Source organism: Halomonas colorata (genome assembly GCF_014897985.1).
GTDB classification, from domain to species: Bacteria; Pseudomonadota; Gammaproteobacteria; order Pseudomonadales; family Halomonadaceae; genus Vreelandella; species Vreelandella colorata.
The window spans coordinates 21,093-33,020 of record NZ_JABUZA010000046.1; the positions used below are offsets into that span (position 1 = coordinate 21,093).

Consider the following 11,928-nt stretch of genomic DNA (forward strand, 5'->3'; position numbering starts at 1 on the left):
TAGAATGGTTGCTCGCTTTTTTATGCCCGTTTTTTGTGCTTGTAGGAGAAACTCATGCTCGGCTGGTTCCCCGGACATATGAACAAGGCCCGCCGCCAGATAAAGGATGCGCTGCCGGAAATCGACGTGGTCATTGAAGTATTGGACGCACGCCTGCCCTACTCCAGCGCCAACCCGATGCTGGCCGAGCTGACCCGGCACAAGCCGGTGCTGAAAATCCTCTCCCGGACGGACCTTGCCGACCCTGAGCGCACCGCCGAATGGGTGGCGTTTTTTGATGCCCAGGACGATACCCGAGCGCTTGCGATCACCACGACCAACACCCGTGAGCTCAAGAAAATCCCCAAGCTTTGCCACGAGCTTGCAGGTGCCGTACGCGCCGACCGCGACGTTCGGGTGATGGTGATGGGCATTCCCAACGTGGGGAAATCCACGCTGATTAACGGCCTGGCTGGGCGAAAAATTGCTAAAACCGGCAACGAGCCGGCGGTAACCAAGCGCCAGCAAAAGGTACGTATTGATGGGCGCGTGGCGTTGATTGATACGCCTGGGGTGCTGTGGCCCAAAATTGAAGACCAGGCAAGCGCCTACCGGCTGGCGGCAAGCGGGGCTATTCGGGATACCGCGATCGAGTATACCGACGTGGCGATTGTGACCAGCGCCGAGCTTGCCAAGCGCTACCCCACTGAGCTGACCGCTCGCTATAAGCTAAAGGCCCTGCCCACCTATGAGGCGCCGGTTAGCAATGAAGTCGATGCGGATGGGCCAAAAAAACCGGACTTCCTGGCGATTGCCGGGTTTGATGGCCATGCCATTTTGAAAGAAATTGCCGGTAAACGGGGCGGTCTACGCGCGGGCGGCGAAGTGGATTTGCACCGTGGTGCCGAAGTGCTGCTCCACGAACTGCGTGATGGCAAGCTTGGCCGCCTGACGCTTGAAACGCCTAACGATATTCCGCCGCCTATTGTGCATAACGACGAAGACAATCAAGTACTTTCCGACGCATAATGAGCAAACCGACCGGTGCCGTCGCACGGCCTTTGGACACTCTTGGATAAATCACACATGGAAACCTCTCAGCTTCAAGCGCCTCCCCAGATGCTAAAAAAATCCCACAAGCTGCATAACGTCTGCTACGACATCCGTGGCCCGGTTCTTGACCACGCCAAACGGCTGGAAGATGAAGGCCAGCGGATTTTAAAGCTTAATATTGGCAACCCGGCACCGTTTGGGTTTGAAGCACCTGAAGAGATTTTGCAGGATGTGATGCGCAACTTGCCCACCGCCCAGGGCTATTGTGATTCCAAAGGCCTATACTCGGCGCGCAAGGCGATCATGCAGGAGTGCCAGCGCAAGGAAATTCCGGGCGTTGGCATTGAAGATATTTACATCGGCAACGGTGTATCCGAGCTGATCGTGATGTGCATGCAGGCGCTATTAAACGATGGCGATGAAGTCCTGATCCCCGCGCCGGACTACCCGCTATGGACTGCAGCCGCCCACCTTTCAGGTGGTCACGGGGTGCATTACTTATGCGATGAGCAGGCCGACTGGACCCCGGATATTGCCGATATCCGCACCAAGATCACCAGCCGTACCCGCGCGATTGTGTTGATTAACCCCAACAACCCGACCGGCGCAGTTTATCCACCGGCCGTGGTGCGCGACGTATTGGCCGTGGCCAAAGAGCACAACCTAGTAGTGTTCTCTGATGAGATCTACGACAAGATCCTTTATGACGGCGTAGAACATACCGCGACCGGCGCCCTGGCAGACGATGACCAGTTGGTGATTACCATGAACGGGCTGTCGAAAAGCTACCGCTGCGCGGGCTTTCGCTCCGGCTGGATGACGATTTCCGGCACGACTGCCAAACAGCGCGCCAAAGACTTTATTCAGGGCCTGACCATGCTGGCCTCCATGCGTCTGTGCGCCAACGTACCTGCCCAGCATGCGATTCAAACGGCGCTGGGTGGTTACCAGTCCATCAATGATTTAATTCTGCCGGGTGGCCGCTTATTGGCTCAGCGCGATATCACGGTGGAGAAGCTCAATGCCATCCCTGGGGTATCCTGCGTCAAGCCGAAAGGCGCGCTCTATGCGTTTCCGCGCCTAGATCCCAAGGTCTTCAATATTCAGGATGACCAGAAACTGGTGCTGGACCTGCTTTTGCAGGAGAAGATTCTGCTGGTGCAGGGCACGGCGTTTAACTGGCCGGAACCCGATCACGTGCGCATCGTGACGTTGCCCTGGGCCGACCAGCTAGGCGACGCTCTGGACAGATTCGCTAATTTCCTGTCGCGCTACCGCCAATAAAGCGCGCTGTGACTTGAAACTGCCATGAAGTGTACGTATCTAAACAAGCATTCTAGGGCTTGAAAACCCGGTAACGCATTGATGACCTCTTACGGAGAACCTGCACCATGATGCGAATTGTGCTGTTTTTAGCCACCAACCTGGCGGTGCTGCTTGTCGCCAGTATTACGCTGCGCCTGTTTGGCGTTGAGGGTTACTTACGCAGCCAGGGAATCAACTTTACCAGCCTGCTGATCTTCTGCTTTATCTTCGGCATGGTCGGCTCGCTGATCTCGCTGTTTATTTCCAAATGGATGGCGAAACGTAGTACCGGCACGGTAATTATTGAGTCTCCCTCCAACGCCACCGAGCAGTGGCTGGTAGATACGGTGGCAGAGCTCTCCCGCGAGGCAGGCATTAAAACGCCCGAGGTAGGCATCTTCCCTGCCCAGCAATCAAACGCCTTTGCTACGGGCTGGAATAAGGATGACGCGCTGGTGGCGGTGTCAGCCGGGCTTTTAAACCGGATGCGCCCTGACGAGGTGCGCGCGGTGCTTGCCCACGAAATTGGCCACGTGGCCAATGGCGACATGGTAACGCTGGCGCTGATTCAGGGCGTGGTAAACACCTTTGTAATGTTCTTTGCCCGCGTGGTGGCTCAGCTGGTGGATGGTTTTCTTAAAAGCCGTAGCGGCGGCGAAGGCGGTCTGGGCTTTATGGGCTACTTCGCGGTAGTCATTGTTGCGGAAATTGTATTTGGAATTGTGGCTTCGGCTATCGTTGCGTGGTTCTCACGCTACCGCGAATACCGTGCCGACGAAGCTGGTGCTCGGTTAGCAGGTACGGGCTCCATGGTGAACGCCCTCGCCCGGCTGAAAGCGGAAACCGAACTGCCGGACCAAATGCCTGACACCATGCGTGCCATGGCGATCACCAAAGGCCAGACGCGCTCGTTGCTTGAGCAGCTGTTTGCTAGTCACCCGCCGCTAGATGAGCGTATTCGGGCGCTGAAAGAAGCGGCTTATCGCCAGTAAGTCTTAATTAGCCAATATCACGTGGCGATCTCGATACTGCCCTGCTATTGCAGGCTGAGATTGCCACGTTGCAACGCTTTACTATCCACTTTTTGATGTACTTTTCCGTACACAAGCCCGATACGGCTAACCCATGGATGTGCAAAGCGCCGAGCGTACACACCCCCTTCCGGCTGCCTTGGCATCGTAAAGTAATTGATCAGCAGCTCTTATCAGCACCGACGAATCATCGCCCATAATGCACTGCGCCGTGGAAACGCCCAGACTAATGGTCACAATGGATGCGGCCTCTGATTTTCCATGCGGAATAGCCAGCGCTCTAATGGCCTTCTCAAGTTCTGCGGCTTTATGAGCAGCATCGCGCAGGTCGGTTTCTGGCAATAAACAGGTAAACTCTTCGCCACCATAGCGTGCCACAAGATCTCTTGGACGGTGCAAATTGGCCCTTAGCGTCGAGGCAATGATTTTTAGACATACATCTCCACTTAGATGTCCGTAAAAATCGTTATAGCGTTTAAAAAAATCGATATCGATGAAAATGGTCGAAAGGGGTAGTCGGCTTTTTTTACAACGCTGCCATTCAATATCAAGCAATTCATCGAAGTAGCGTCGGTTGGCGATGCCTGTCAGGCCGTCTGTGAGCGCAAGCTCATGCAGGCGATGGGTTTCCTGTTCACGGCGTTTAAGTACCGCGGCTGAAATTTGCAACGCGGCTGAGCGCAGCAGTTCAGCGCTTTCATCAAGCATGGAAGGGTGAAGCTGAGGCGTGGCCTGAGTGCTTTGAGCAATACGAAAAACATAGCCATTGGCACCCAGGTGTTGCTCGACCGCGATAGAGCGCCGGTTATTGATATATTCAAAAACAGGCGGTGGGGTGCCGCCTGATGCCCAGGAAAGATCCAGCGCTCGCTCTGGTAGCAGGCACATAGCGTAAATATCCCGTGCGCTGATGCCCTGGCTCAAGATGGATGCGGCATCCGCAAACTCTTCGCCGAACCCCGCGCTCCAGTCGACCAGGCGCTCGCTTGCATCGAAAATGGCTACGCTTTGGGTGAAGGGCGCTTTATCCATGCAGCACGCCATTTTGCGATGCCAGTTGCTCTACTGCCATCGCTGTCCCCTCCACGCGTGCTTTAATTTTTGCAAAAGCGGTTGCCCGAGATGTAGAGATGTCATCACAGAACGGTGAAAATCCGCAATCATCGGTGGTGCCTAGCTGCTCCAAGGGTATGTAGCGTGCCGCCTGCATTATGCGAGCGCAAACCTCTTCAGGTGTTTCAATATCGGGGTTATTGACATCAATAACCCCGATAAACGCGCGCTGCCATGGTTTCAGATAGCGGGCGACGATTTTTAATCCACGTTCAGGGTCTGCTTCCGCGGCCATGGCAATATAGAAACTGCCGGCATTGAGTTCAAAGAGGCTGGGAAGAAGTTCAGCGTAATCCACATCGGCGCTATGCGTGGCGTCATGGTCGGCGCCAGGACAAGTATGGATGCCAATGGACTGGCGCTCGGCATCGGTGAGCCGCGCCAGAACCCGGTTATTCAGCTCGATAAAGCTGTTGAGTACACTGCCGCTTGGATCGAGCTTAAGAGCCAGCCGCCCCTCCGTAAAATCGATCTGCACCTTTTGTGCACCGGCGGCGAAGCAGCCGCGTATCTCTTTTTCCTGCTCGTCAATCAAGTCGTCCAAAAAAGCTTCACGGCTATAGCCAGCAATGGCCTCTGAGGGATAAAACAAGCTTAGTGCCGACACAGAAATAATGGCTTGCTTCATGGGCAGCTGAGTATACTGCTTAGCCATCGGCAGGGTTTCTGCTGCGGATAAAGCGTAGCGAAAAGGCCCTGCAGTCAAGCGCGGCAATCGGCGTACATGACCATCACTGAAAGGTATTTCGAGGCCATCAGGAGCAAAGTTTTTACCGCCTTCCACTGAATAGGTAGCAAAGCTATGCGTCTTGCGTTGCTCACCATCAGTAATAATGCGAGACCCTGTATTTTCCAGCTCGCGTATCGTCTGTTGAACGGCTTCATCATAAAAAGCGTTCATGGCCGCCGCATCAATTTGTCCTGCATCGTACTGACGCTGTGCCTGCATCAACGTTTCAGAGCGCGGTATGCTGCCGATGGCCTCTGTCGGTAAATCTATCGGTAAACCAGTCGGTAAATTAGTCATTTAATGTCCCATGCCCGGTTGTACTAAATTTAGTTATTTATTGATATAAGTTACTTTTACCACTCCTCAGCCGCGCTTTCATCTGAAATCGTTTATCGCCAATCAGTCATATACCGTATCGAGCGACGCTGCTCGCAGCGCCGGGCAACAATACTTGTATGCATACAGACGTCACATTGTGAGTATATTAAAACCTGCTCCACGCAGTATGCTTTCAAGGGCTAACGCGCCACCAGATAGCGTTATGTCAAGCGTTGCAAACTCGCGGCGCAGCGGGTAGCTCGCCCGGCAGGTATCAAAGCCCTGCTTAACACCCTGCTTGAGTACCTGGCGCTGCAGGCTATCGTGATCCCGGCGTACATCGTATACCGCGCGCATGCACACACGCAGGGCATCCTCAACGGGTAGTGCATCCTGCAAATGCAGCGACGCCAAGGCTGGCGGCGGGCAAATATCGGCAAACGCCACCTGACTGGCAAGGCCAAGATGGCTGGCGAGCGACTGCTGAATCATCCAGGTGCCGCGCAGCTTGCCATCCAGGCTATGCCCGGCAATATGTGGAGTCGCGAGCGCTACCAGGTCACGCAAACTCGCATCGATTTCAGGCTCGCTCTCCCATACATCCAAAACGACAGCAATATCACCTTTACCCGTCAAGCGGCTGCGCAGTGCCAGCCCATCGACACAGTCGCCCCGCCCTGCATTCAACAATACGGTGCCGGGGGCCAGCTCGTTGATCCGCTGAGCATCAAGCAGTTGATAGGTGGCATGCGGCCCCTGTGCTACCAGCGGCGTGTGCAGGCAAAGAATATCGCAGCGGTCAATCAGCGTATCCAACGACTCAAAGCCCTTCTCGCCTTCCTGCTCCGCTCTGGGCGGATCACAGGCCAGCGTTTTAATCCCCAACGCCGTTAGCCGCGCCAACAAACGGCTGCCCACATTGCCCACGCCGACAACGCCGACGGTGCGCGTCAGAAGCGACCAGCCATCTCGCTCGGCAAGCGTTAGCAGGCTGCTTAGCACGTAATCCACCACGGCTTCGGCATTGCAGCCAGGGGCGCTTGCAAAGCCAATGCCCTGTTCGGCAAGTACGGCATGGTCGACGTGGTCAGTGCCAATCGTACAGGTGCCGACAAAGCGTATCGGGCTCTCGGCAAGCAGTGCGGCATTTACCTGGGTGATGGAACGTACGATCAGCGCATCGGCGTCTTTGACGTGCTCAGCGTTTATCTCACGCCCCGGCACGCGGGTCAGTGAGCCAAAATCACCAAAGCAGTGCTCGGCGGCGGGTATGTTGGCATCTACAATCAGCTTCACAGCGGTATCCTTATAAGACCCAGGACAAGCAAATCTATTTACAGCAGATCTATTTCAGTCAGGCCTATTTACAGCCAGACCCAGGCTATTTATCGCCAGACATGGTCGTTTGCGATAACGAGCTTTACAATACCGCCCGCCACACCGAATTGGGAAATGGTATTTGAGAACGGTATTTGGGAACGGCATTTGGGAACGGTATTTGAGAATCGTATTTGGGACAGGGAGTGCCTCATGGGCAGGCCAGCGTTAAGAACAATCAATGGAGTAAGCTTGTGATCGTTAGGTGGGAAACCGACCATGACTATGTGCTGGTTCATATTCATCAAGATATGTTTGGCGACTGGATTTTCAGTCGTGCCTGGGGGCAAATCGGCACCCAGTTTGGCGGTTTAAAGCACCAACTGGCCGACACCCTTGAGCAGGCTCAGATGTGGCTGGAAGATGAGACGACGATTCAAAAGTCGCGCGGTTTTCATAAGGTGCTGGACGTTGATGACCACACCCCGGAAGGCCAGGAAGCCATGCGTCAGCTTTCGCTGCTGGATCTGCTTTAAGCACTACTTTTTAAGCCAGGTTTAAGCACGCCTGCGTAAACCCAGCGGGCTGAGTACTCACTAACCCAGAAAACGCCGCCCGTTATGCAGGCGCATGCCTTTTGGCGGCGAATCTTCAGGCGCCATCAACGACGCGAGCGCGTGCTCATCAAGCCAGCCGCGCTCGCCTAGCCAATCGCTCATACGCGCCACTTCAAATCCACGTGTCAGCTCCCTGCCCTGGCTATCCACCACGACCGGAATAAGCTCACCGTAGCGCTCAAGCAAGGCCGCATGCTCGCTGATCTCCACGCGCTTAAGCGCTACCGGTTGATTGGCAAGCGCTGACAGCAAGGCTTCCACCTGGGTGCACAGATGGCAACCCAGGGTGGTGTAGAGCGTAAGTGAAATCACTGCCGCAAGCCTTTACGTTCTAGCGGCGGTGACGCAGCAGGAACACGTGGTGCATGTTGGTGCGCCGCTGAAAGTCTGGATCAAAGGTGCGCGAGGTGATCTCTTCTACCGCGTAATGCTGGCTAAGCGCGTCATCAAGCTTGAAACGGCGCTGGTTGTTCGAGAACACCAGTGTGCCACCTGGGGCGAGCCGGGCCATGGCAAGTTCCACCAGGCGCGGATGGTCACGCTGTATATCCAGCGTATCGCGCATTTTCTTCGAGTTGGAGAACGTCGGCGGATCCATAAAGATCAGGTCAAACTCGGCGTCGGCGGTTTCCAGCCAGCGGAAACAGTCATCGCGTACCACGCGGTGAAGGCGTAGATCGAGCTTGTTCAGGGTAAAGTTATCCTTCGCCCACTCAAGGTAAGTGTTGGACATATCGACGCTGACGCTGTCGCTGGCGCCGCCCAAGGCTGCCTGAACGGTGGCCGTGGCGGTATAGCAGAACAGGTTCAAAAAGCGCTTGCCGCGGGCCATTTCGCCCAGCATACGGCGTACCGGCCGGTGATCCAGGAACAGCCCTGTATCCAAGTAATCGCGCAGGTTGACCCATAGCCGCGCATCGCCTTCACGCACTTCAAAACGCTCACCGCTGGCCTCACGCTTTTGGTACTGGGCAGTGCCGGTTTGCCGCTCACGGCGTTTGATATACACCTTGCTGGGGTCAACGCCTAACGCATCAGGCAGCACTTCCAGCGCATCAAACAGGCGCTTTTGAGCCTGAGCTGGATTGATAGAGCTAGGTGCGGCGTACTCCTGAACGTGTACGCGGTCGCCGTAGCGGTCAATCGCCAGCGCAAACTCGGGCATATCGGCATCATAGATCCGATAACAGGTTTCACCGCTCTGCTTTAGCCACTTTTTGAGGCGTTTCTGGTTTTTGCCCAGCCGGTTGGCGAACATCTGCGCGTTTTCAGACACGGCAGGCGCTGTTTTAGGCGGCGTATCAACACCCTTACCTTCCGCCTGAGCGCCGCTATCCGTCGCTGGCACACCAATATCCATCAGCAACAGCTTGGCATCCAGCGCGCCGTTTTTAAGCGCATACTGCTTGTGCGCCCGCAAGCCCAGCCGGTGTCCTAAGTCGGGATTGCCGGTAAACATCGCCAGTGTCCAGCCAGGAAACAGCGCTTTGGCTTTTTCACCCAGCTGGGAATACAGGCGCACAAGCTCGGGCAGCTCGCCCAACCGCTCACCGTAAGGCGGGTTAGTGATCAGAAGCCCGCGTTCTGCCGATAGCGTTTCGGGGCGAGTCAGCTGAGCAAGGCCCTGTCCGTGCAGAGTGATAAGTGCCGGAATACCTGCGCGCATCGCGTTGGTTTTTGCAGCCGATAGCGCCGCCGGGCTTTGGTCAAAACCCAACAGCTGGGTTTTACACCGCTTGCGACCAATCGAGGCGCGTGCTTCGGCCTCACGCTTCTGCTCAAGCCAAAGCGTCTCATCGTGCCCGGCCCAGCCCTTGAAACCGAACCGTTCACGGTCCAGGTTCGGCGCCTGGTCGGCGGCCATCAGTGCGGCCTCAATCAGCAGCGTGCCGGCACCACACAGCGGATCGATCAACGGCTCGCCGGCTTTCGCCCGCTCGGGCCAGCCAGCACGGATCAGCAACGCTGCCGCGAGGTTTTCTTTGAGCGGCGCATGGCCGACATCACGACGATAGCCCCGGCGGTGCAAGCTCTCCCCCGAAAGGTCGATGCCGATGGTCAGGTTGGCGCGATGCAGATGTGCGTAGAGACGCAAATCCGGCGTTTTGGTATCGATGGAAGGACGCTCCTGCCCGGCAAGCTGTAGCGCGTCCACCACGCCATCTTTTACCGTTTGGGCGCCAAATCGAGTATGGCGAATGTGATCACTGCGGCCATGAAAATCCACCGCCAGGGTTTTGCCAACCGCCAAGTGCTGGGTCCAGGCAATGCGGGCAACCACGTCGCGTAGTTGCTCCGGCGTTTCAATCATCGGCTCGCGAACCAGCTGCAGAATGATCCGGTTGGCAAGGCGTGACCACAGGCATACACGGTAGGCGATGGCTTGGCTGGCGGTAAAGTACACGCCAGCCACGGTGGTTTTTCCAGGCGTCGCGCCTAGCGCTGCCAGCTCATCGGCCAGCAGGCCTTCAATGCCTTTAGGGCAAGTCGCCAGCAGGTTCAGGGGGGCGTTTTGACTCGTTTCGGTCATAGTCATGGCAGCGCGTAACCGCGCGATATTCCTATATATGGCAAATGTATTTACATCTTATGACAATTTGGGGGTCGACAAGTGCCCCCATCATGATCTAAGAATAAAAGAGTAGCTACTGAAAACGCATGCGTTGCTTGTCTTGGTCATTAATAGACCAACGGGTCATTAATGGACTAAAGGCTTGTTTTGGTTGCCGCCTAGCCGGTTCAGCTCGTGAGTGCTAGACATTAGCGCACGGCTGGCAGCCTGCTCTTGAAGTCAGCTCTCGAAATAGGGGCCTAACGCCAAAGGCATAGTGCACTATTTCTTTTTAAAGGCTTTCATGAAAAGAGGTTAGCCAATGAAACGACAAAAACGTGACCGCTTCCAGCGGGCCTATGTTCACGGGTATAAAGCAGGTGTTATCGGCCGTTCCCGTGATGATTGTCCCAGTCAAGATGTCAATTTACGCGAATACTGGATGAGCGGTTGGCGTGAAGGTCGCGGAGACCAGTGGGACGGAATGACCGGCATTTCCGGTATCCACAAAAACCCCCTTGTCATGACCTAGCAATTTATATATTCCTTAATTTTCATTTTGGAACATGGAGCCCGCGTTTCAGCGGGCTTTTTAGCTCATGTTTTTTAATGCGCGTTTTTTAATTCACGCTGAAAAATTAATGCGCTTTTAGCGCACGGGCACACTCATTGACCAATTTGGGTCCTTGATAAATAAGCCCCGAGTAGAGCTGAATCAAATCAGCGCCCGCCGCTATCTTGGCCTTCGCAGCTTCCGCGCTATCAATGCCGCCTACGCCGATAATCGGAAGCGTTGGCAAATGCTGGCGTAGCAGGCGAATGACCACATTAGACGCCTCAAAAACAGGCTTGCCAGAAAGCCCACCCGCCTCACTCGCCTGCGGGTCGCTTTGCACCGCTTCACGTGACACGGTCGTGTTGGTGGCAATCACGCCATCCAGCTCATTGCGGGCGATGCTTTCTGCCACCAGCGCAACTTCCTCTTCGCTCATATCCGGTGCAATCTTAATTAATAGCGGCACCTTGCGCTCAGCTTGCGCGTCCAGGGCCCGGCTGCGCTCACGAATTGGCCCGAGCAAGCCATCCAATTGCTCACCAAACTGCAGCGTGCGTAGCCCTGGCGTATTGGGCGAGGAAATATTCACCGTAATATAGTCGGCTACCGAGTGAACAGCGTCCAAGCAGATCAGATAGTCATCCAGGGCATTGTCCACAGCGGTGCTGAGATTTTTGCCGATATTGATCCCTACCACGCCCTGATAATGGCGCTTTTTAACCTGCGCCACTAGATGCTCAACGCCTTTGTTGTTAAACCCAAAGCGGTTGATGATGGCGTCATGGCCGGCCAAACGAAACAGGCGAGGCTTAGGGTTACCCGGCTGCGCTTTGGGCGTCACGGTGCCCACTTCGACAAACCCGAAACCTAGCGCGCCCAGCGCGTCAAGATGGTCGGCATCTTTATCAAGCCCTGCGGCTAACCCCACGCGGTTGGCAAACCGCAGTCCCATCAGTTCGACCGGATCGCCGATCGACTTACCCACCAGTGGCGCTACGCCACCCACGCGATGCAAGGCGTCTAACGTCCCTAAAGCCAATCCGTGCGAGGTTTCAGGGTCAATACGAAAGAGCAGCGAGCGTGCAAGTAAGTACATCGACTAAATCTCTTTTGAAGGTGAGCGGTGCTGAGCGGCGCCGAGTATAGCGCAAACTGCCCTTTTGGCGCACGGCACTCAACAATTACCGGTGTAATAGGCCTAAAAAAACCGTGCCTGGATTGCCCAGGCACGGTTACTTTTTTCCACAACGCTTATTTACAGCGCTTAAGCGTTTTACCTAGGGAAGGTCTGAATAACTGCCGATATTCATCAACGCTCACTTGAGCCGACAAAAAATCGAAAATTCAGACACTCTTCT

At 55.3% G+C, this 11,928-nt stretch carries 11 protein-coding genes; 5 read left to right on the forward strand and 6 right to left on the reverse strand.

The annotated features are described in order from the left end of the window. Positions 1 to 54 precede the first annotated feature (54 nt). The 3 genes from ylqF to htpX all read left to right on the forward strand — a co-directional run bounded on the left by ylqF (position 55) and on the right by htpX (position 3,329). On the forward strand, positions 55 to 1,008 hold the full coding sequence (ylqF, locus tag INT33_RS17775; protein ID WP_192538936.1) for a ribosome biogenesis GTPase YlqF: 954 nt from the start codon (positions 55 to 57) through the stop codon (positions 1,006 to 1,008). A 57-nt stretch (positions 1,009 to 1,065) separates the two neighbouring features. Next, positions 1,066 to 2,316, forward strand: coding sequence for a pyridoxal phosphate-dependent aminotransferase (locus tag INT33_RS17780; RefSeq protein ID WP_225736239.1), 1,251 nt, complete (start codon positions 1,066 to 1,068; stop codon positions 2,314 to 2,316). 107 nt (positions 2,317 to 2,423) lie between these two features. After that, entirely contained in the window at positions 2,424 to 3,329 is a 906-nt protein-coding gene (gene htpX / locus INT33_RS17785) for a protease HtpX (protein WP_192538937.1), read from the forward strand. A 126-nt stretch (positions 3,330 to 3,455) separates the two neighbouring features. Here the strand turns inward: htpX and INT33_RS17790 are convergent, their stop codons facing one another. The 3 genes from INT33_RS17790 to pdxB form a co-directional block, all read right to left on the reverse strand. After that, the gene (locus INT33_RS17790) at positions 3,456 to 4,400 is read right to left on the reverse strand and encodes a diguanylate cyclase (protein WP_192538938.1); all 945 of its coding nucleotides are present in this window, start codon (positions 4,398 to 4,400) and stop codon (positions 3,456 to 3,458) included. Beyond that, positions 4,393 to 5,508 carry a cobalamin-independent methionine synthase II family protein gene (locus INT33_RS17795; RefSeq protein WP_225736240.1) on the reverse strand — a complete coding sequence of 372 codons (1,116 nt, stop codon included), beginning with the start codon at positions 5,506 to 5,508 and terminating at the stop codon, positions 4,393 to 4,395. The genes INT33_RS17790 and INT33_RS17795 overlap by 8 nt, the downstream gene beginning before the upstream one ends. 171 nt (positions 5,509 to 5,679) lie before the next feature. After that, a complete protein-coding gene (gene pdxB, locus INT33_RS17800) occupies positions 5,680 to 6,825 on the reverse strand; it encodes a 4-phosphoerythronate dehydrogenase PdxB (RefSeq protein ID WP_193092632.1) in 1,146 nt (381 codons plus the stop codon). 275 nt (positions 6,826 to 7,100) lie between these two features. On the opposite strand from pdxB, the gene INT33_RS17805 reads away from it, so the two are divergent. Next, a complete protein-coding gene (locus INT33_RS17805) occupies positions 7,101 to 7,382 on the forward strand; it encodes a hypothetical protein (protein WP_018916661.1) in 282 nt (93 codons plus the stop codon). 60 nt (positions 7,383 to 7,442) lie between these two features. Here the strand turns inward: INT33_RS17805 and INT33_RS17810 are convergent, their stop codons facing one another. Together INT33_RS17810 and rlmKL are read right to left on the reverse strand one after the other, a co-directional pair. Next, on the reverse strand, positions 7,443 to 7,775 hold the full coding sequence (locus INT33_RS17810) for a glutaredoxin family protein (protein WP_192538940.1): 333 nt from the start codon (positions 7,773 to 7,775) through the stop codon (positions 7,443 to 7,445). A 19-nt stretch (positions 7,776 to 7,794) separates the two neighbouring features. After that, the gene (gene rlmKL / locus INT33_RS17815) at positions 7,795 to 9,993 is read right to left on the reverse strand and encodes a bifunctional 23S rRNA (guanine(2069)-N(7))-methyltransferase RlmK/23S rRNA (guanine(2445)-N(2))-methyltransferase RlmL (protein ID WP_193092634.1); all 2,199 of its coding nucleotides are present in this window, start codon (positions 9,991 to 9,993) and stop codon (positions 7,795 to 7,797) included. A 343-nt stretch (positions 9,994 to 10,336) separates the two neighbouring features. Between rlmKL and rmf the strand changes: the two genes are divergently transcribed. Continuing rightward, positions 10,337 to 10,546: a ribosome modulation factor gene (rmf, locus tag INT33_RS17820; protein ID WP_192538941.1), complete on the forward strand. Its 210-nt coding sequence runs from the start codon at positions 10,337 to 10,339 to the stop codon at positions 10,544 to 10,546. A 106-nt stretch (positions 10,547 to 10,652) separates the two neighbouring features. On the opposite strand, the gene INT33_RS17825 is transcribed toward rmf, so the two are convergent. Continuing rightward, complete coding sequence (locus tag INT33_RS17825) at positions 10,653 to 11,666, reverse strand: quinone-dependent dihydroorotate dehydrogenase (protein WP_193092633.1); 1,014 nt, start codon at positions 11,664 to 11,666, stop codon at positions 10,653 to 10,655. Positions 11,667 to 11,928 lie beyond the last annotated feature (262 nt).

What these genes read in the sequence shown, in the direction of transcription:
- htpX (WP_192538937.1), top strand. Translation starts at nt 2,424, where the DNA reads ATGATGCGAATTGTGCTGTTTTTAGCCACCAACCTGGCGGTGCTGCTT.
- INT33_RS17825 (WP_193092633.1), bottom strand. Translation starts at nt 11,666, where the DNA reads ATGTACTTACTTGCACGCTCGCTGCTCTTTCGTATTGACCCTGAAACC.
- rlmKL (WP_193092634.1), bottom strand. Translation starts at nt 9,993, where the DNA reads ATGACCGAAACGAGTCAAAACGCCCCCCTGAACCTGCTGGCGACTTGC.
- INT33_RS17795 (WP_225736240.1), bottom strand. Translation starts at nt 5,508, where the DNA reads ATGACTAATTTACCGACTGGTTTACCGATAGATTTACCGACAGAGGCC.
- ylqF (WP_192538936.1), top strand. Translation starts at nt 55, where the DNA reads ATGCTCGGCTGGTTCCCCGGACATATGAACAAGGCCCGCCGCCAGATA.
- INT33_RS17790 (WP_192538938.1), bottom strand. Translation starts at nt 4,400, where the DNA reads ATGGATAAAGCGCCCTTCACCCAAAGCGTAGCCATTTTCGATGCAAGC.
- rmf (WP_192538941.1), top strand. Translation starts at nt 10,337, where the DNA reads ATGAAACGACAAAAACGTGACCGCTTCCAGCGGGCCTATGTTCACGGG.
- INT33_RS17780 (WP_225736239.1), top strand. Translation starts at nt 1,066, where the DNA reads ATGGAAACCTCTCAGCTTCAAGCGCCTCCCCAGATGCTAAAAAAATCC.